The organism is Westiellopsis prolifica IICB1 (assembly GCF_004323185.1).
GTDB classification, from domain to species: Bacteria; Cyanobacteriota; Cyanobacteriia; order Cyanobacteriales; family Nostocaceae; genus Pelatocladus; species Pelatocladus prolificus_A.
Map to the genome: position 1 here is coordinate 2487931 of NZ_NAPS01000001.1, position 18904 is coordinate 2506834.

18 protein-coding genes and 1 pseudogene are annotated in these 18904 nt (G+C 41.4%); 10 read left to right on the plus strand and 9 right to left on the minus strand.

What is annotated here, in order from left to right; genetic code table 11:
• Positions 1-339: 339 nt before the first annotated feature.
• Together bioD and B4U84_RS10415 are read left to right on the plus strand one after the other, a co-directional pair.
• A complete protein-coding gene (gene bioD, locus B4U84_RS10410; protein WP_131117609.1) occupies positions 340-1020 on the plus strand; it encodes a dethiobiotin synthase in 681 nt (226 codons plus the stop codon).
• A gap of 75 nt (positions 1021-1095) precedes the next feature.
• On the plus strand, positions 1096-2316 hold the full coding sequence (locus B4U84_RS10415; RefSeq protein WP_131117611.1) for a M20 metallopeptidase family protein: 1221 nt from the start codon (positions 1096-1098) through the stop codon (positions 2314-2316).
• Positions 2317-2754: 438 nt separating this feature from the next.
• Here the strand turns inward: B4U84_RS10415 and ilvN are convergent, their stop codons facing one another.
• The 4 genes from ilvN to B4U84_RS30490 form a co-directional block, all read right to left on the minus strand.
• On the minus strand, positions 2755-3276 hold the full coding sequence (gene ilvN / locus B4U84_RS10420; protein ID WP_017313402.1) for an acetolactate synthase small subunit: 522 nt from the start codon (positions 3274-3276) through the stop codon (positions 2755-2757).
• Between the two features lie 59 nt (positions 3277-3335).
• Positions 3336-3926, minus strand: a complete 591-nt coding sequence (locus B4U84_RS10425) for a molybdenum cofactor guanylyltransferase (RefSeq protein ID WP_131117614.1) — start codon at positions 3924-3926, stop codon at positions 3336-3338.
• An 89-nt stretch (positions 3927-4015) separates the two neighbouring features.
• Positions 4016-6073, minus strand: a complete 2058-nt coding sequence (locus B4U84_RS10430; RefSeq protein ID WP_131117619.1) for a thioredoxin domain-containing protein — start codon at positions 6071-6073, stop codon at positions 4016-4018.
• Between the two features lie 187 nt (positions 6074-6260).
• Complete coding sequence (locus B4U84_RS30490; RefSeq protein ID WP_017313399.1) at positions 6261-6416, minus strand: QAALIT motif small membrane protein; 156 nt, start codon at positions 6414-6416, stop codon at positions 6261-6263.
• 280 nt (positions 6417-6696) lie between these two features.
• Here B4U84_RS30490 and clpP point away from each other — a divergent pair, with 280 nt between their 5' ends.
• On the plus strand, positions 6697-7302 hold the full coding sequence (clpP, locus tag B4U84_RS10435) for an ATP-dependent Clp endopeptidase proteolytic subunit ClpP (RefSeq protein ID WP_016859686.1): 606 nt from the start codon (positions 6697-6699) through the stop codon (positions 7300-7302).
• Between the two features lie 404 nt (positions 7303-7706).
• Here the strand turns inward: clpP and egtD are convergent, their stop codons facing one another.
• The 4 genes from egtD to B4U84_RS10450 all read right to left on the minus strand — a co-directional run bounded on the left by egtD (position 7707) and on the right by B4U84_RS10450 (position 10738).
• Positions 7707-8741, minus strand: coding sequence for an L-histidine N(alpha)-methyltransferase (gene egtD / locus B4U84_RS10440; RefSeq protein WP_131117622.1), 1035 nt, complete (start codon positions 8739-8741; stop codon positions 7707-7709).
• A gap of 296 nt (positions 8742-9037) precedes the next feature.
• Positions 9038-9460 (minus strand): hypothetical protein, encoded by a 423-nt coding sequence (locus B4U84_RS10445; RefSeq protein WP_131117625.1) that lies wholly within the window; start codon positions 9458-9460, stop codon positions 9038-9040.
• A gap of 109 nt (positions 9461-9569) precedes the next feature.
• Positions 9570-9755 (minus strand): hypothetical protein (locus B4U84_RS31150; protein ID WP_207390917.1); only part of this gene is annotated, 186 nt, incomplete at its 5' end.
• A gap of 38 nt (positions 9756-9793) precedes the next feature.
• Positions 9794-10738 (minus strand): slr1353 family protein, encoded by a 945-nt coding sequence (locus B4U84_RS10450; RefSeq protein ID WP_131118860.1) that lies wholly within the window; start codon positions 10736-10738, stop codon positions 9794-9796.
• 937 nt (positions 10739-11675) lie between these two features.
• Between B4U84_RS10450 and B4U84_RS10455 the strand changes: the two genes are divergently transcribed.
• The 3 genes from B4U84_RS10455 (at position 11676) to B4U84_RS10465 (ending at position 15642) form a co-directional block, all read left to right on the plus strand.
• Positions 11676-14024, plus strand: a complete 2349-nt coding sequence (locus B4U84_RS10455; protein WP_017313397.1) for a ribonuclease R family protein — start codon at positions 11676-11678, stop codon at positions 14022-14024.
• Between the two features lie 137 nt (positions 14025-14161).
• Complete coding sequence (locus B4U84_RS10460; RefSeq protein WP_026082167.1) at positions 14162-14782, plus strand: flavin prenyltransferase UbiX; 621 nt, start codon at positions 14162-14164, stop codon at positions 14780-14782.
• Between the two features lie 140 nt (positions 14783-14922).
• Positions 14923-15642 carry a LapA family protein gene (locus B4U84_RS10465; RefSeq protein ID WP_131117627.1) on the plus strand — a complete coding sequence of 240 codons (720 nt, stop codon included), beginning with the start codon at positions 14923-14925 and terminating at the stop codon, positions 15640-15642.
• A gap of 16 nt (positions 15643-15658) precedes the next feature.
• Here the strand turns inward: B4U84_RS10465 and B4U84_RS10470 are convergent, their stop codons facing one another.
• The gene (locus B4U84_RS10470; protein WP_131117630.1) at positions 15659-15853 is read right to left on the minus strand and encodes a hypothetical protein; all 195 of its coding nucleotides are present in this window, start codon (positions 15851-15853) and stop codon (positions 15659-15661) included.
• Positions 15854-16280: 427 nt separating this feature from the next.
• On the opposite strand from B4U84_RS10470, the gene B4U84_RS10475 reads away from it, so the two are divergent.
• The 4 genes and pseudogenes from B4U84_RS10475 to B4U84_RS31560 all read left to right on the plus strand — a co-directional run.
• Positions 16281-16496: a hypothetical protein gene (locus B4U84_RS10475; protein ID WP_131117633.1), complete on the plus strand. Its 216-nt coding sequence runs from the start codon at positions 16281-16283 to the stop codon at positions 16494-16496.
• A gap of 111 nt (positions 16497-16607) precedes the next feature.
• Positions 16608-17036 carry a DUF3110 domain-containing protein gene (locus B4U84_RS10480; RefSeq protein WP_017313393.1) on the plus strand — a complete coding sequence of 143 codons (429 nt, stop codon included), beginning with the start codon at positions 16608-16610 and terminating at the stop codon, positions 17034-17036.
• A gap of 206 nt (positions 17037-17242) precedes the next feature.
• Entirely contained in the window at positions 17243-18169 is a 927-nt protein-coding gene (gene murQ / locus B4U84_RS10485; RefSeq protein ID WP_026082166.1) for an N-acetylmuramic acid 6-phosphate etherase, read from the plus strand.
• Positions 18170-18636: 467 nt separating this feature from the next.
• Positions 18637-18837: pseudogene (locus tag B4U84_RS31560) on the plus strand (zinc ribbon domain-containing protein); the annotation flags it as partial.
• Positions 18838-18904 lie beyond the last annotated feature (67 nt).

Consider the following 18904-nt stretch of genomic DNA (forward strand, 5'->3'; position numbering starts at 1 on the left):
ACCCACCGAAACACCTACTAACACTCCATTTCTACCTATTCCCAATCAAAATCCCAATAATCAACCGACTAATGGCACGTCTAACCAATAGCTAAGAAGATGAGAGTTTGTAGTAAGCACTTTAGTGCTTAAAAAATAAGGACTTAAGTCCTTACTACGAACTTGACTAACAAATTGTTAGTAGAGACGTAGCAATGCTACGTCTCTACATTTGGATTAACTACGCTCGACAGGTTGATTTAACGATAATATATTGACAAAATTAAAACAGAACAAGCAGCTAGCAATAATTCAATCTTTATCTACGAACTACTATCTACTAACCATTAACTATTACAATTGAACGCACTACTAATCACTGGAACAGATACAGAAGCAGGCAAAACTGTTTTAACAACAGCATTAGCAGCCTATTGGCAAAAATATTGTTCTGCTCGTAGTTTGGGTATTATGAAACCCATACAATCAGGAGTGGGCGATCGCGAATGGTATCAACAACTATTTAGCTTGGAACAATCTCCTGATGAAATCACACCTTTGTATTTTCAAGCACCTCTAGCCCCCCCAATTGCCGCAATTAAAGAAAATCGCCATGTAGATTTAGCTGTAGTCTGGCAGTCTTACACAGCTTTATGTCAGCGTCGAGATTTTGTTTTAGTAGAAGCTTTAGGTGGATTGGGTTCACCTGTAACTGAAGAATTGACAGTAGCAGATTTAGCAGGTGAATGGCGCTTACCTACGGTGTTAGTCGTACCAGTCAGATTAGGTGCGATCGCTCAAGCAGTGGCGAATGTCGCCTTAGCAAAACAAACACGAGTCCAATTGCTAGGAATTGTTCTAAATTGTGTCCAACCCCGCACAGATGAGGAAATCGCCAACTGGACGCCAGCAGACTTAATTCAGTCTTTGACAAATACCCCAGTTTTAGGCTGTTTACCCTATTTAGAAGATCCAGCAGATAGAGACAAACTTGCACAAGTAGCTTCAGATTTAGATTTAGAGCGTTTACTTAGTCATTAGTCATTAGCAAAGAACAAATGACAAATAACAAATGACAATCTCACAATATAAATAACCAACAGCAATTTCAAGAAAATGGTTTCGACCTTTCCCGACTCTACCAATATTGACTTATCTCGCGTTCGCCTTGCGATTCGATCATTGCAACCGCAATTAGTCGAATGGCGACGTAGATTACATCAAAAACCAGAACTCGGTTTTCAAGAAAAACTCACAGCTGAATTTGTCTCCCAGAAATTACAAAAATGGGGAATTGAGCATCAAACAGGTATTGCTGAGACTGGTATCGTTGCGATTATCCGGGGTGAAAAACCTGCCAATGAAAAAGTATTGGCGATCCGTGCGGATATGGATGCTTTACCCATACTCGAACAGAACGAAGTCGCGTATCGTTCTCAGCACGATGGGATCATGCACGCTTGCGGACACGATGGACATACTGCGATCGCTCTGGGTACAGCTTATTATCTCCAGCAACATCGTCAAGACTTCGCCGGGACTGTGAAAATGATCTTCCAGCCTGCGGAAGAAGGACCAGGAGGCGCCAAACCAATGATTGATGCTGGGGTGTTGAAAAATCCTGATGTTGATGCCATTATCGGTTTGCATCTGTGGAATAATTTGCCTTTGGGAACCCTGGGTGTACGTGCAGGTGCATTAATGGCAGCTGTAGAAACCTTTAACTGCACGATTTTTGGTAAAGGTGGACACGGCGCTATGCCCCATCAAACTGTAGACTCAGTAGTAGTTGCAGCCCAAATTGTCAATGCTCTACAAACAATTGTGGCTCGTAACGTCAATCCGATTGATTCAGCAGTGGTGACAGTCGGTGAACTCCATGCTGGTACAAAGTGCAATGTGATTGCAGATACAGCAAGGATGAGTGGTACTGTTAGGTACTTTAATCCAAGTTTGCAGGGCTTTTTCTCCCAAAAGATTGAGCAAATTATTGCTGGCATTTGCCAAAGTTTTAGTGCTAATTATGACTTTGAATACTGCAAACTTTACCCAGCCACAATTAATGATGCAGGAATGGCGGAATTAGTGCGATCGGTCGCGGAGGAAGTCGTAGAAACTCCCGTGGGTATTGTACCGGAATGTCAAACAATGGGCGGTGAGGATATGTCCTACTTTTTGCAGGAAGTACCTGGTTGTTATTTCTTTTTGGGTTCTGCTAACCAACAGAAGAATTTAGCTTATCCTCATCATCATCCCCGTTTTGATTTTGATGAAACAGCGTTAGCGATGGGTGTAGAGATGTTTGTGCGCTGTGTGGATAGGTTTTTGAATCGATAAATGTCTCAGAAAAAGCCCCGGCGATTGGAAATCGCACGCCAGGTGCTACAACGGAGGTAACCTCCAAGGGCGCACTGGCTTGGCTACACAAACAAAACCCGCCTGCGCGGGTTTCAATGATTTAGTTCCCAAGTAGAAATTAAAGATTTTTGTTGATGATGTCCCCTACCTAAATCCAACGTCCCCATAACCAAAAAAAATAAAAAGCCTCGACATTGAATTGCAGAGCCTTGATATTGAATTGCAGAGCCTTGATATTGAATTGCAGAGCCTTGATATTGAATTGCAGAGCCTCGCTTTATTGTTGTATAGCTTTTGTCCAGGAACCCAAGTCATGGATTAATAATCACAGAGGTTTGGATTTATTGTGACATAATCATCCAAACCTCAATAATTTCTTGATTAAAAGTATATTTTGGTAGCTACAGCTACCCCTTACTACGAAGCTTTGGCTTCCAAAGATTTTAGCAACTCTGTATTCACTCCCGATTCACGAGTTAGGGAAATTTTGCCAGTGCGAGCAATTTCCTTCAAACCAAATTTTTGTAACACTTGCACGATCGCCACCATTTTTCCTGGATCGCCGACGACTTCCAAAGTCAAAGAATCTTCGGCTACATCTACTACTCGCGCCCGGAAAATTTGCGACAACTCGACTATTTCCGAACGAGTACTGCTGGTAGCATTCACCTTGAGTAGCATTAATTCGCGTTCTACACAAGGAGTTTCAGTAATATCCTGCACTTTGAGAACGTTAATTAGCTTGTATAGTTGCTTGGTAAGTTGTTCAATTACCCAATCATCACCGGGTACAACCATTGTGATCCGAGAAACTCCTGACTGTTCTGCTGGTCCGACTGCAAGACTTTCGATATTAAAGCCACGACGAGCAAATAAACCAGCAATGCGGGAAAGAACACCCGCTTCATCTTCTACAAGTACTGATAGGGTATGTTTCATTTTCGCCAACAGAGGCTAGGGAGAGGAGAGATTATATATTTTAAACTGAAACGCCTCTCTCAAATCATACTATTGAAGTTAAAAAGCATCTCTGAATCAAGCAAAGGTAATGCTTGTACAGGATATCGCTTCAACCACTCCTGAAACGATCGCCCTCCCTGCTCGATATACTTATTTAATTCTGGTAAACAGCGACGCCGATAGAAACCACACAATGGTTCCCATCTATTATTTCTATAAACCAAAGCTGCGATCGCTTCTTCTGATACTTGTTCTAATCCAGCTATCCACTCTTGCAAAACTTCTACTCGTAAATTAGGTAAATCACAAGCCAACAGTAACACCCAATCTGTTGTTACCTGTGTCAATCCTTGGGAAAACCCCACCAGTGGTCCATGAGTTTTTGGTTCATTACCAGTTTCTTTTGCTAAAAGTACTTCCTGAATAAACTGACTTTTGGGTGGTAGCAAATCTTGATAACGTTCTGGCCAGGGAGTAACCACGTAAACTTGCTCTGCACAAGCTTCCGCAATTTCGCAGATTCGTTGCAACATCGGGACATCTTCAATCGGGATCAAAGCCTTATCCCTACCCATGCGCGTACTTTTCCCGCCTGCTAAGATGATGGCTGTTAATTGGGCATTTGTCATAAATCAGTGAACAGTTACCAGTGAACAGTTACCAGTTTAATTTGATAACTGATAACTGATAACTGATAACTGATAACTGATAACTGATATCACCCTCTCACCTGACTTTGGCGAACTTGCTGTAACATTTGCTCTACAGTTGCTGCTGCTGGTAGGCATTTTAATCCTTGACAAACTAAGCCTACACTGTTTTCTGGTAGTTTTGGCGCGATCGCAAACACAACACTTGGTAAATATTGAGACGTGAGTGAGTGTATTTGCTCGGTAGTGGTACGAATCAGAGTACTATTGCGATACCAATCTAAAGCTGTAAATAAACTCGGACAGGCTTGTGGATGCTTGCTCATTACACTTCGGAATGCTTTTAAGCCTTGTTCGGCTAAATCTAAATAATGTAGATTATCTGTAAACAAAGCCAGACGTACAAGATTGGCGATCGCTACTCCATTGGCTGAGGGTGTAGCGTTGTCTGCATAACTACGTTCGCGCACGATTAAATCTTGACTTGCGTCAATTGAGGCGTTAAAATAACCTCCTAATTCAACACTCCAGAGATATTCGTCAAATTCTGTTTGGAGTGCGATCGCTCTTTCTAACCATTTGTTTTGTTCTGGACTACAAGTTTGTAAATCCAGCAATGCTTTGATAAAAAAAGCGTAATCTTCTGATTGAGCTAATACGGTTGGTTGATTTTCATAATTCAATCTGTGGAAACGCCCATCAACAAATTGATGATCTAAAATAAAGTCTGCGGCTGTGGTTGCTAGTTCCAAATACACGGGTTCTTGGAAAACAGCATAGGCCCTTGCCAAGCCGGAAATCATTAAGCTATTCCAAGCAACAATCATTTTAGTATCTGTCACCGCTGGAATTCGACCAGGCCAGTTATGAGATTTAGCTTCTTGGTTGTTGCGTGCTGGCGGAAATGTTGCGAGTGATTCGGGGGTCGTACCGTAACGCGCGACAAATAATTTTTTGAGTGCTGTTTCTACAGTTTCGCTGAGTTCGCCAGTACGGCGTCTTTGTAAGACATTTTGACCGTCAAAGTTACCGTTAGCAGTGACTGTAAATTGTTGTTGTAATTGGTTGACTTCTTCAGCACTCAGCAGTTGTTCGAGTTCGCTGAAAGTCCAGATATAAAAAGCACCTTCTTCTGGTTCTGTTTGTGCTGGTGTTGTAAAACTATCAGCATCTTGAGCCGCATAGAAATAACCTTCAGGTGAGGTCATTTCTCTTTTTAACCATTCGACAGTAAGAGCGATCGCTCTTTTAAAAGCAGGTTCTTCTATACCTGTACTCCAAAGATTTGCGAGATACTCCACAATTTGACCATTGTCGTAGAGCATCTTTTCAAAATGCGGTACTGTCCAGGTGGGATCAACAGTGTAGCGGTGAAATCCTCCGCCCACATGATCATAAATACCGCCTAATGCCAAGTCTAAACCCCGTTGGGTACAAATTTGTTTGCCATCATATTTAGATGTCACCTCAAATCGTGTTCCCCGTAATGCTAATTCTGCGTAGGGGATCATGGGGAAACTATTACCATGCTGGTTGGGAGTAATGATCCCTGTGCTGGTTTCCCAGCCTTTTTTTAATAACTCGTTGTCTTGAGTTGCGGTAGTACCTTGTTGCTCCAATACCGCAGAGGTGAGGAGAGATTCGAGAATTACTGCTTTGCGATCGCGCAAATCTTGTTTTTCTGTATCGTAGTAGTGGCGAATCGCTTGTAAAACTTGTAAAAAACCAGGACGACCGTAGCGTGGTTCAACTGGAAAGTAAGTACCTGCATAAAACGGTACTAAATCATCTGGAGATAAAAAAGTATTTAAAGGCCAACCCCCCTGACCACTCATCATTTGCAAAGCTTGCATGTAAATACTGTCAATATCTGGTCTTTCTTCCCTGTCTACTTTGATCGGGATAAAATTGGCATTCATGTACTCGGCAATGCCCAGATCAGAAAATGCTTCACCTTCCATAACAGTACACCAGTGACAACTGGAGTAACCAATCGAGAGGAAAATCGGTTTATTCTCTGCTTTTGCAGTTGTAAGTGCTTCATCGCACCAAGGCCACCAATCAATCGGATTTTCGGCGTGTTTACGGAGGTATAGACTCTTTGCTTCAGCAAGGCGATTAGTCATGATTAGACACTAGTATTTGCCTTCTCTGTTCAGTCTACCTCGAAAGATTTGAGATTTTAGACTTTGGATTTGATATTCAAAAATGGTGATGATAATTTTTTGCTAGTTGGTAGTTAATTAGAACAAACAACTACCAACTAATAACTGACACTAAATCAATAGACATTTTGATTCAACCAGTGATTTTTTAGTCTAAAGAACGCAAAAAAGAACTAGCCACTGGTGTCAGCGCGGTACCAGAGGGAGGTGCTGCTTTGGTACTCATTGTAGTGTTTGTATTCAGTCCGACGATCAAGTGAAGTAAGAAGGTAATAATAGCAGCTTGTAACAATTTTTCCAGCATGTCAGCTTCCTCTCTTTCGGTGGATGTTTTTTATTGGGATGTGTTCTCTGGGATGCACCTCGTACTAATGATTTACCCCATTAGGTAGATATATCAGGAACTTCTCGGTAAAATATGGCAATTTTTACAAAACTATTAAAAAAGAATACTGGCTAACAGCCGAATTAATAGGGTAAGCACCATCTGCTATGTATGACTACACAGTGGTTAAGATGGTTTCGGAAAACAATCAGCCTTTGTAATCGATAGAATGTATCTACATTAGTTACAAGCTGGCTAAATGATTCCTATCGTTATTGAACAATCAGGTCGTGGCGAACGCGCCTTTGATATCTACTCACGCCTTTTACGTGAACGTATTATCTTCTTGGGACAAGCGATTGATGACAACGTTGCTAACTTGATTGTTGCCCAACTACTGTTTTTAGATGCCGAAGATCCAGAGAAAGACATATATATGTACATCAATTCTCCTGGTGGTTCGGTGACAGCAGGAATGGGTATTTTTGATACGATGAAGCACATCCGCCCAGATGTGTGTACCATCTGTACCGGACTAGCAGCGAGTATGGGTGCTTTTCTTCTGAGCGCAGGTGCTAAAGGTAAAAGAATGAGTCTTCCTCATTCTCGGATTATGATTCACCAACCCTTGGGGGGCGCTCGCGGACAAGCAACTGATATTGAAATCCAAGCCCGCGAAATTCTCTACCACAAGCGACGGCTAAACGAATATTTAGCCGAACATACCAGTCAGCCGTTAGAGAAAATCGCCGAAGACACAGAAAGAGACTTCTTTATGTCACCCGAAGAAGCCAGAGATTATGGCTTAATCGACCAGGTGATTGATCGTCACGCCGCTGGTAGCCGTCCAATGGCGGTGGTGTAGGAGTATAGCGGAAAGGGGATCGGGGGTCGGGGATCGGGGAAAGGGGATAAGGAGGACTTATCAGTTATTCAGTTATCAAATTAAACTGCTCACTGTTAACTATAGCAATCCTAAATCATAAGCCCTTTGGGCAGGCTGCGCCAACGTGAGAGGCAAGATCCCCGACAACTCATGCGAAGTCGGGGATCTGGGATTCCGTATTTTTTCACAACTCAATTAGGATTGCTCTATTAACTATCAATACGGTTCGGTTAAGAATTTTTCGTCATAATTTTGGATATGTAGAGACGCGATATATCGCGTCTCTGGTGGATTTAAATGCCAATCGATTTGTCTTATCCGAACCGTATTGTATTAACTATTAACTATCAACTGATTTATCCCCGATCCCCGATCCCCGATCCCTAATCTTGCAACTGACAGAGTAATAAACCAGACAATTGGTTTTCGTCAGTCCATACTTTTTGGGGTACTAAACCTTTGGTTTTTAGTTCTTGTTGGATGCGGTTGAGATCGAATTTGCGAGAAATTTCGGTTTTGATGGTTTCGCCTGATTCAAAATGAACGTTGAGTTTGAGAGCGCGTAACTCGACAGTTTGCGATCGCTTACTTTTGAGATGCATCTCAATTTGATGTTCAAGTTCGTTATAAAATGCCCAGTGTTCAAATTGGCTGGTATCAAAGTTACCCTGAAAACGCCAGTTGAGATGTTCTAAGATATTTAAGTTAAAAGCTGCTGTTACTCCTTGATTGTCGTTATAAGCAGCTTCCAAAATATGTTTTGGTTTTTGTAAGTCTATCCCCAATAAGAAATACTCTCCCTTTTGCAGAGCAGCTTTGACTTGGGATAAAAACACATCACACTCTTGTGGATTCAAATTACCTAAAGTGCTACCAATGAAACAAATGATCCGACTAGGTAATTGGCTAGGTTCAATTTGAGAAAGTGCTAATTCGTAGGTTCCTGCCAGTGCATAAACTTGTAATGAGGGATAATCTGCTAGTAGCGACAGCGCGCTACTTTCGAGCATACCCGCACTGACATCAATTGGTAGATAATGCAGAGGTAATCCCTGTTTGTGGTAAGCATCTAGTAATATTCTAGTCTTTGTAGAACTGCCACTACCCAGTTCTACTATTTCACAAGCGCCTGTTATTTCCGCAATTTCACTAGCACAACTTTGCAAAATTTTTGTCTCTGTGCGTGTGAGGTAATACTCTGGTGACTCACAGATTTGCTCAAATAAATCGGAACCACGGTCATCATAGAAGTAACGCGGTGGCAGGGTTTTTGGTGTTTGAGTTAATCCCTTCACTACATCACTTCCAGCACTAGGAGAAACAATCAAAGTAGGTTCTAGCAAACGCTGTATTTGTAAGCGTTGTTCAATAGTTTTTTGAGAGTTACCCTTGCTGCTGCCAGGTTTAGATATTGACATTCACCCTCCGTATTTTTGCCGTTACAGGTTGCGATGCCGTATTGCAATAGCCTTAGCGATCGCTTTCCCCAAATGGCCTCTATTTATGTTACCTTGATCGGGTAGAGAGCAATCCCAATGACACAAATTTCACCACCAGGACTTAGGCAAAAAGGAGTATCCCAATATTTTCAATATATCGCGCTTGGGTTTAAACCCTTAGCTAGTAGCACAAGTCGTCTTCAGACGACTTCATAAAATCAAGTAGTCTGCTTAAGCAGACTTTCGCTATCAGACTGCAATTTCAATCGCAGGCTTCAAAAAACAACAGAGGTTTCTTCATCACCATTGTTGTTTGCAGCATTCAAAGGTGTAAGTGTACTCTCAAATGGGGATTGGGTGTTTCTCGAACGGCGTGATGAACTCTTGCGTTGCTTACCTCCCGCTTGGAAATATTGCAAACTTTCTTTGCCATAATGAGTTGCCACACTCATTAACATCTTTTCAGAATACCTGCTTAATTCTTCTTCAATCACAGAGAGCTGACCTGCCATTTCATCTAGAGTAGAAATTAAACTGTTGTAGGTTAATAGCTGGTTTTGCAAGTTTTCGATGCGGCTGTCGTAGTCTGTCAAACTCAATCCATTGCCAAAGTCTAGCGTAGGACTAATTGATCGCATTCCTGCAATTCGACGGATAGCTTTTTGGAGAGTAGGTGAACTGCGTTTTAGTCGTGGCATCAGATGCGCTCCTGAAGGATATTATAGAATTACTGAACATAGAGTAGCAAATATAACAATAAAATTATCTGAGAAATAATTCGGAATTTTTATTTAGACCTGAAGTTGCTTAGTTATTTTTACTGTTTTCTTTATTAAATTTGTCAAAAATTTTACTTATAAAAATAGATACCTCAAACTCGTGTCGAGGTACTTCAAACTTGTGTCGAGGTACTTCAAACTCGTGTTGAGGTACTTCAAACTCGTGTTGAGGTACTTCAAACTCGTGTTGAGGTACTTCAAACTCGTGTTGAGGNATGCCCCATGCCCCATGCCCCATGCCCAATAGTTAATCTAAAATCCTGCCAGTGGATCTATTGGTGTAGGCTGGGATTCTAAATATTTGAGGAAATCACGTAATTCTTCCGAATCGAGTAAATGACGCGATCGCTTACCATAAGTTTGAATTAGGTAGTCCCTACCCTGCTCTGTTGTCCAACCCAAACGCTGCATTTCTACGCCGATTTTGGCGATATCATCTGATTGATCTACAGGTTCGCTTTTCTTCTTTTTCTTATTTGTCGGTGTTGGTGGCGCCGCAGTTACTACTTCTTCGGTAGGAGTATTGTGATAACTGCGTTGGGGAAATGGTGTGACGTTACTAGATTTAATCTCTGGTAAAGGTTCGTTTTCACTCTGGTTACTAAAAAATTCCCCGAAGTCTTCTGCTTGAATATCTAAGGGGAGTTCTGGTTGTGCAACAGCAGCCAAATTTTCCTCTAAATCCTGATTATAGGTATCAATTGTGTTTCTTGAAGACGTTGAAGAAACAGTTGATTTAATGGGTGTACTTGCTTGTGTGTCCAGATTTGAGGTATCGATGGGAGTTTGGGTGAAAGAAGAGACGGGGACGCACAGATGGTCAGAAGCGGAGACATTTTCTTCTGTTTGAGGTGGTTCACTACTTTTGCTAGTCTGAACATCAGTTGCACTCTTAGTCTCAATCAAACTTCCCGTCTGTACTTGTGAAGTGGTAGTCTGAACATCAGTTACACTCTTGGTCTCAATCAAACTTCCAGTTTGTACTTGTGAAGTGGTAGGGATTGCCAAAACCATCAAAGCCCTAGTTCTGGCTTGATCTTCTGCTTCCTCTACTGTTGCGGCTGCTGCCATACCAGTAGCGCGAGTGATACCTTCTATTTGTAAGCTTGCCCGAACAATATATTTACCATGATAAATTTGCACTAATTCAGAGACTAAACTAGCTGTGGGATACAAGCTCTGAAGTTGAGCCAACATCATAATTTCACCAAATCTACGTCAGAATAATTTCAAGTCATAAGCAACAGGCAAGAGGCAAGAAAGAAGCAGGTAAGATATTCAATCAGCAGAATGATTTTATCCAATTGATAAAGCTGATCAGCTAAATTAAGTATTGCTTTTGAATTGCCTACCCATTCTTGTTTTGTTTATCTTGTGGATTCACGATTGGGTATGGCTCTATTTTAAACTTTACCTAGCAATAATTTTCTTGTACCTCGCACCCTGAGATCGATCATGCAACCCTGAGTTACCAAAATTGTGTTAAAAACTTGGGTATACTGTTTGTAAAATAAATTTTTTTGGGTAAATTATTGGCTACCACAAACTAATTTTAAGTATTATTGCAAGCAATGCTATACTGTTTACCCAATTTAATATCCAGAAATCTTTTCTGGAAGTACGACTAAATCTACAATAATGAAGTAATGGTTCGTGCTCACAGATTATTAAACTGCTACCTAGTTGTTACTGATTCTACATATGGAACATTTAGGTTGATCAGCAGTTTCTCCTAGTGAAAAATCAGAGTCTAATCGCCTAAAGTACCTTTCAACTAGGCAATTGAACACCTGTGGTTTTCCCTGCGTAGCGCGTTTGGGCGGTTCCACTGAGAACGATCCGAACACAGCCTCTCAAAAACCCGTTGCGTCACAACCTAGTAGGGTAAAATCCGCAATCAGGATTGCCTTGTCAGATTGGCCAAGTGAAGGGACTTGAACGAACTGGTACTCAAAAGATGATTGTGTAGCGCCCTACCTGTTGGGAAGTTCGTTTACCGCTAGTGTCTGTGGGTGTGAGGTCATCAACCAAGAACCAAATTCAACAACGGACACATTGCAAAGGTGGAGGGGAACCCCCACACACAATTGTCCTCAACAAAAAAAGATGTTTTGACCAAAGGTCGGTTCACTGCATGGAATTTTCAATCGCTACACTCCTTGCCAATTTTACTGATGATAAATTGGTAGCTCGTAAGCTTCTAGAAAAGAAACTTGGTTGTGAAGATGAAGAAAGTTTACAGACACTTCACATCATCTTAGAGGTATTGGAGAAAATTGGCATTTTAGTCAAAGAACGCGGTAAGTATCGCCGCATCACAGAAGAAGGATTCATAGAAGCGAAGTTACGCTGTTCCAGCAAAGGCTTTTGCTTTGCAATTCAAGATGTAGAAGGAACTGAAGATATTTACATTCGAGAAAGCCATTTAAGTAATGCTTGGAATGGCGATCGCGTTTTAGTGCGGGTTCTCAAAGAAGGTAGTCGCCGTCGTTCTCCTGAAGGGGAAGTGAAATTAATTTTAGAGCGATCCAATCACACTTTACTCGCACGCATCAAACAAGTAGAAGCGGGCTATCGGGCTGTACCTTTAGATGATCGTCTGCTATTTGAACTGAAACTTTACGCCAATGGTCTAAAATTACAAGAAGCGATCGACCATCTGGCTCATGTGGAAGTTCTACGTTACCCACTAGCACAGTATCCCCCATTAGGGCGAGTTGTGCAGATCCTGGGAAGCGATGCAGAAGCTGCTGCTGATATTGATTTAGTTACCTGCAAGCATGACCTTTCCCGCGCTTTCTCAGATAACGTCCAAGAAGCAGCTACTAAACTACCAAAAAGGATTTTAAAAGCTGATCTCAAAGATCGGCTAGATTTACGTAACAAGTTTACTATTACAATACTGGGTAATAATATTGACACAAAAACAGTAGAAAATGCTTTCTCTGTGGAAACAACTAGTGGTGGGAACTTACAGCTAGGTTTTCATATTCCTGATGTTTCTCACTACGTACAGCCAGATGAAGCACTTGATCGGGAAGCACTCAGACGAGGTAGAACAGTATATCTCGGAGAATTAGTGTTACCAATGTTACCAGAGAATGTGATAGAACGGTGTTCTTTAGTATCAGGAAGCGATCGCCTCAGTATTTCTTGTCTAGTCACTTTTAACCCGAAATCAGGAGAAGTACTGGATTGGGAAATTCAACCCAGTGTAGTAAAAGTAGATGCTTCAGTAAATACTCAGCAAGCAGAAACAATTCTTCTGGGCAAAAAAGTTACCAAAGTCCCTACTGAAGCAGTAGAAATGCTGCAAGAGTTGAAAAAATTGCAGACGTTTCTCAAACAACAACGCACCTCTCGCGGAAGTTTGCAGTTAAATCTGCCCACAAATAAAAATCCCTTCTATGATGAAGGAATTCTCGGATGTGTAGTGGAAAAAGATTCTCCTGTGCGATCGCTCCTCACAGAATTCGTATTGCTGGTGAATCAAATCATGGCAAACCACATGAATGCTTTAGGTATTCCCAGCATTTGGCGAGTCCAAGGCGCACCTGATCCCGAAGATGTACAGGAAATGTTAAAACTGGCGATCAATTTGGGGATCGAATTATCACTAGAGCCAGATATTGATATTCAACCTCTGGATTATCAACAATTGACGAGGGTATTTGCTGAGTCATCATCTGAGCAAGTTTTGACTTATCTATTGCAAGACACTCTCAAACAAGCAGCCTATAGCACCAACAAAGCACCCCACTTTGGTTTGGCACTACCAGAATATGTCCACTTTACCGCACCCTTACGACGTTACCCAGATTTACTGATGCAGAGGGTATATTACGCACTAATTGAACACGGACGTGATCGCCGCAACACTCGTGTCAAAGAGCGTGTGAACTTGCGTTCTTCTACCAGCCACGGGGAAATTAACTGGAATGTTTTACCACCAGAATTGCAACAAGAATTGCAAAGCGAACTCACAAGAGTAATTACCCAAATCAACGACAGAGAAAAAGAAGTTCAAGAAGCCGAAGCTGATTTAGAGGGTTTACAAAGAGCCTCTTTAATGAAACAGCGAATCGGCGAAGTTTTTAGTGGTGTGATTACAGGCGTCCAATCTTACGGATTCTTTGTAGAAATAGAAGTCCCACCAAAAGATGATGGTGGTGAGCAAAACGTACCTTTACGAGTCGAAGGACTAGTACACGTCAGTTCTCTCAAAGATGATTGGTACGAATATCGCGCCAGACAACAGGCGCTGTTTGGACGAAAAAATCGCGCTTCCTATAGATTAGGCGATCGCGTTGCTGTCCAAGTTAAAAGCGTCGATTACTACCGTCAACAAATTGATCTCGTCACAGTCGGTAGTGATGGTATTCCTTATCGCCAAGAGATTAACCCAGCTGGCGAAGAATCAGATATGTACTTACGTGGCGACATAGAACCAGACGATTTAGAATCCTATGAAGACGACGAATAAAGGTTAGGGAAAGGGGATCGGGGATTCTCCTCTGGAGAATCCCCGATCCCCTTTCCCCAATCCCCGATCCCCGATCCCCAATCCCCGTTCGCGTAGCGTCTCCTCTGGAGAATCCCCAATCCCCATATTTGATAAACGTGTCCAACAATCACAAGCCACTCATCTTAGGAATTACAGGTGCATCTGGTTTAATTTACGCAGTTCGCGCTTTAAAATATTTGCTTTGTGCTGATTATGAAATTCAATTAGTTGCTTCTAAATCAACTTACATGGTTTGGCAATCTGAGCAGGATATTCGTATGCCTGTAGAACCTGCTCAACAAGAGCAATTTTGGCGACAACAAGCAGGAGTTGAAACAGGAGGAAAACTACGCTGTCATCCTTGGGGAGATGTAGGAGCGAATATTGCTAGTGGTTCCTTTCGGACTTTAGGAATGATTATAATTCCATGTAGTATGAGTACGGTAGCCAAGCTAGCAGCAGGGCTAAGTTCCGACTTATTAGAACGGGCCGCAGATGTGCAGCTAAAAGAAGGGCGAAAATTAGTTATTGTTCCCCGTGAAACTCCTTTTAGCTTGATTCATTTACGCAACTTAACTACCCTTGCAGAAAGCGGAGTGAGAATTGTGCCTGCGATTCCTGCTTGGTATCACAATCCTCAAAGCATTGAAGATTTAGTTGATTTTGTAGTCGCCCGTGCTTTAGATCAATTAGATATTGATTGTATTCCCATTCAACGCTGGCAAGGCCGTCTCTAAAAAATGTAAGGATAGATTATGAAGTGAGTTATTTCCTTTTACCTTTTATTTTGTGCTTTTTATCTTCTACCTTAATCTTCACTACTTCATCCTACCCTGCACCGTAGGCGCGTCTACATCCTTCATCCTTTCTATTCCTTATGGCTCTTTTGCGATTAATTTTGTTAGTAGCGATTATGGGAGGACTGGCGCTGTTGTTAGCGCAAAATTGGTCTCCTATCCTCCCATTAATCTTTTTAGGTGTGCAGACGAAATCATTACCTTTAGCAATGTGGATTTTGTTCAGCACAGCTGCTGGTGCTGCTACTTCTTTGGTGATCTCTGGTTTATTTCAATTGTCGAGTTATTTGGCATTACCACAACGCTCAACTTCTGCTGCATCCAAATCTCGGAGAACTACAGCAAAGAGCGATCGCTCAACGCGAGAAAAATCTGCCGACAGTTATAGTAGTTATACTAGTCCCCCACCATCAGCCAGTAAAACTTCATCTCAATCTAATCCAGATGATGATTGGGACACAAGCGATAATGAAGATTGGGATTTTGAGGAAAAGTCAGATTCCACAAGTTCGCAAAATACAGAAGTCAGAGACTCGAAAAGCTATGAACGCCGACAAGAACCTACGGACAGTTTCCGAGCAGGCTCTTCATATTCTTACAGCTACCGCGAACCTAAAAACTCTGGAGTGGGCAAAACTGAATCAATTTATGATGCAGACTATCGGGTAATTATTCCCCCATATCAACCATCAAGCGATGATTTCACCGATAAAGATAATTCAACGAATCAAAAAAATCAAGCAGATGAAGAAGATTGGGGGTTTTTAGACGATACTGAGGATGAGCAACGTCAGCGTTAATCAATAGATCTCTTCTCTACTTGATCCCGCAACGCTCGCGAGACTCCTGCTTGACTTTACCTGCCATAGCAGCTTCTTGTAAACTCATAAAAGCATTAAAATCTTCAAGATCGTACTGTGTAGTTAGCAATTGCCGTAGCTGATTTTCTGCTTCTACAGTCAGGTATCCTGTTGATAAAGCCTTTTGCACAACATCTTTAATCCGAATCATGTTTGAATCCTCAAACGACCACACTTTACTTATTCGGCTTACTCAAATTAGATATGCAGTATCTTGAATGTTTTTGCGCCATTAAGTCGGCGAGGCTTTTTTCAACCAAATAAACAAAAAAGTCATTTTTTACACCTTGAATTTAATAAGTGCTGTTGTTCATGGTCACACAACTCACTAAAATCACTAATTAGAGCGCTTTTTATGTAAATACTGATAACAATGCATTGTGTTGGTAGAAACACAGTGTCTTATAATGCTCTATCAATGATGAGTTTGACCCTCTTAGGTAGACGCACAAAGGCTGAATAAAGTTTCAATCAAGCTCAAATCAAATTTGATTAAATTTGTATTAAGCCTATACTTAAACATAAAGCATATTGATTTTTTTGTGTGGAATTCCTGTAAAGCTCCCAGAGGGGGCTGTATGGAAGAATCGAGAGTGCGATCGCACCCAAATTTTTGGGGAGAAAATTTTATTCGTAACCACGCACCAAATTTCGCTAGGATAAAATCAGAGTTTTGTGAGTCGCCATTACGGATAGTTGCAATCTACCACCTCACTCTCAAGACCAAGACACCCCTCCAGGGCAAACGCACAGATTCAACTAAAACCGAAACCACGGTTAACCAACAAAAGTAGACCCTTTTTCCCAAAAACTTAAAATTTTAACTGAACCCTATTAGCTCATAACCTTTTCCTGAGTGACCAGCTAGAACTTTAATTAACAGTAGACCCAAAAAAAAAGGAAAGATGATTACACCCATGCGTGTTTTTGTGTTGATCTTTAACGCTGGCACAGATAACGAAGGAATTCACACGATTCGAGTAGGCGATCGCAATACAATTCTGATGTTTGAGTCAGAAGACGACGCCACGCGCTTTGCTTTAATGCTAGAAGCCCAAGATTTTCCCATACCCGCAGTTGAGGCGATTGACGCTGAAGAAATCAAAGAATTTTGTCAAAGTACTGACTATGATTGGCAAATGGTAACAGAAAATAGTGCTTTAATGGTTCCCCCAGAAATAAACGTAGAAGAAACCGACTGGAAACCGGACTCTGAAATCGAGCGAACACAGACTGACACCCAGTCTAGTAACCAAGAATCACCACCACCAGAATCAGAATTGTCTGATTCCGAACTAGATCGTATTCGTCGCCGATTAGAAGGGTTACTATAAATAGTCATTAGTCATTGGTCATTTGTCATTGGTCATTTGTCATTAGCCAATTATCTTGGACTAAATAGATACGAGGAACATCACACCTCTAGCGACTCAGAACTTCAACCATGACCTAGACCAACAATCAACGACCAATGACTATTGTACAGACGCGATGAATCGCGTCTCTAGACCAATGACCAATGACTAAGGACAAAAAACAAATGACTGATTTACAGCAACGTGGCCATCTTCTCACAGAGCAAGTTAATCCTAATAGTCAGAATCTAGACCAACTCAGTTGTTTAGAGTTGGTAGAAATTTTTAATCGCGAAGATGAGAACGCAGTGGCTGCGGTTGCTGGTGCGAAAATGCAATTGGCTCAAGCTATTGAACAAACTGCGGAATGTTTGCAACGAGGAGGACGACTGTTTTATGTTGGTGCAGGGACAAGTGGTCGATTAGGAGTATTAGATGCTGCTGAGTGTCCACCAACTTTTTGTACACCTCCAGAACTTGTACAAGGAATTATTGCTGGTGGTGCTGGAGCGCTATTACGCAGTTCCGAAGATTTAGAAGATCGCTTTCAAGATGGAGAAGCGGCGATCGCTCAACGACATATAACCCAACTGGATGTAGTCGTTGGTATTACTGCTGGTGGAACAACACCTTATGTTCACGGTGCTATCAATGCTGCTCGCCAACGGGGAGCTACAACAGTTTTTATGGCTTGTGTACCTGTTGAACAGGTGAGTATAGAAGCAGATATTGATATTCGCTTGTTAACAGGCCCAGAGGTGCTTGCTGGTTCTACTCGCCTCAAAGCAGGAACCGCAACTAAGCTGGCTTTGAATATCTTGTCTACGGGTGTGATGGTGCGTTTGGGGAAAGTTTACGGAAATCGCATGGTCGATGTAGCTGTGACCAATAACAAATTACGCGATCGCGCTTTAAGAATTTTGCAAGACTTAACAGGTTTAGGTCGTGAAGCATCGGATCTGTTGTTAGAACGCAGTGGTAAATGGGTAAAATTAGCACTTTTAATGCACTGGACAGGCTTAGATAAAGAACAGGGTCTAGAACTACTTTCTGAAAATCAAGGTGATCTTAGAGCAGCGATCGCTAATAGTAAAAATTACACCAAACCTTAGAAATAGAAGTGTAATATTTGAGAAATTACCTAAATATACTGATATTAATTATTTTTTTAATTATCAAATATCCAGTTCCAGATACCATGTTAATTGAATCAGCTTTTGAGTTAGTGTAATGTTTATTTAAAAAATCAAAATGCTTACTCTGAGGCTATTTATCAAGCAAATTATTAGAGTAGACAACCAACCTCTACACAGTAGACACAAAAATAAATTAAGAATTTATACTGTTTTAATCTTCTTGATTAATGTATAGAATGATATATAGCAATCCGATTTGATTTATGAACTTACTCGTGAAGGTAGGGAACTCTTAACAGAAAGTGTAGTGAGTTTTTTTCAAAAATCACATAGGAGCATTTTATCTAACTAACAAATATCGTGTTGTGTTTCTTCCATATTTTGAGTCATCCCAAATGGTTGCCAAATCTGGGAGAAAAATACGTTCTAAAACAGTTCGGAGAATGCTGAGTTGGGCGCATTATCGATTTAAATTGACTTTAAAGCATCAAGCATCAAAGCGTGGTTGCGTGGTGATTGATGTGAGCGAGGCACATACATCTAAAACTTGCGGTGTCTGTGGTCATCGACATGCAAAACTCGGTGGGAACAAAGTTTATAAATGTCCAAATTGTGGAACTCAAACACCAACAGATGCAAACGGCGCACGTAATATTATGTTACGTGCTTTGAGGGATACCTCCTTTACCGTCAATCAAGATGGTATTGCTA

Excerpts from the sequence above, each read along its gene's own strand:
- B4U84_RS10425 (WP_131117614.1), bottom strand. The coding sequence starts at position 3,926 with ATGACAAATGCCCAATTAACAGCCATCATCTTAGCAGGCGGGAAAAGT.
- clpP (WP_016859686.1), top strand. The coding sequence starts at position 6,697 with ATGATTCCTATCGTTATTGAACAATCAGGTCGTGGCGAACGCGCCTTT.
- B4U84_RS10470 (WP_131117630.1), bottom strand. The coding sequence starts at position 15,853 with ATGATTCGGATTAAAGATGTTGTGCAAAAGGCTTTATCAACAGGATAC.
- B4U84_RS10475 (WP_131117633.1), top strand. The coding sequence starts at position 16,281 with ATGGAAGAATCGAGAGTGCGATCGCACCCAAATTTTTGGGGAGAAAAT.
- B4U84_RS10430 (WP_131117619.1), bottom strand. The coding sequence starts at position 6,073 with ATGACTAATCGCCTTGCTGAAGCAAAGAGTCTATACCTCCGTAAACAC.
- B4U84_RS10445 (WP_131117625.1), bottom strand. The coding sequence starts at position 9,460 with ATGCCACGACTAAAACGCAGTTCACCTACTCTCCAAAAAGCTATCCGT.
- B4U84_RS10415 (WP_131117611.1), top strand. The coding sequence starts at position 1,096 with ATGGTTTCGACCTTTCCCGACTCTACCAATATTGACTTATCTCGCGTT.
- B4U84_RS10450 (WP_131118860.1), bottom strand. The coding sequence starts at position 10,738 with ATGTTGGCTCAACTTCAGAGCTTGTATCCCACAGCTAGTTTAGTCTCT.
- B4U84_RS10455 (WP_017313397.1), top strand. The coding sequence starts at position 11,676 with ATGGAATTTTCAATCGCTACACTCCTTGCCAATTTTACTGATGATAAA.
- B4U84_RS10480 (WP_017313393.1), top strand. The coding sequence starts at position 16,608 with ATGATTACACCCATGCGTGTTTTTGTGTTGATCTTTAACGCTGGCACA.
- B4U84_RS30490 (WP_017313399.1), bottom strand. The coding sequence starts at position 6,416 with ATGCTGGAAAAATTGTTACAAGCTGCTATTATTACCTTCTTACTTCAC.
- B4U84_RS10465 (WP_131117627.1), top strand. The coding sequence starts at position 14,923 with ATGGCTCTTTTGCGATTAATTTTGTTAGTAGCGATTATGGGAGGACTG.
- egtD (WP_131117622.1), bottom strand. The coding sequence starts at position 8,741 with ATGTCAATATCTAAACCTGGCAGCAGCAAGGGTAACTCTCAAAAAACT.
- murQ (WP_026082166.1), top strand. The coding sequence starts at position 17,243 with ATGACTGATTTACAGCAACGTGGCCATCTTCTCACAGAGCAAGTTAAT.
- ilvN (WP_017313402.1), bottom strand. The coding sequence starts at position 3,276 with ATGAAACATACCCTATCAGTACTTGTAGAAGATGAAGCGGGTGTTCTT.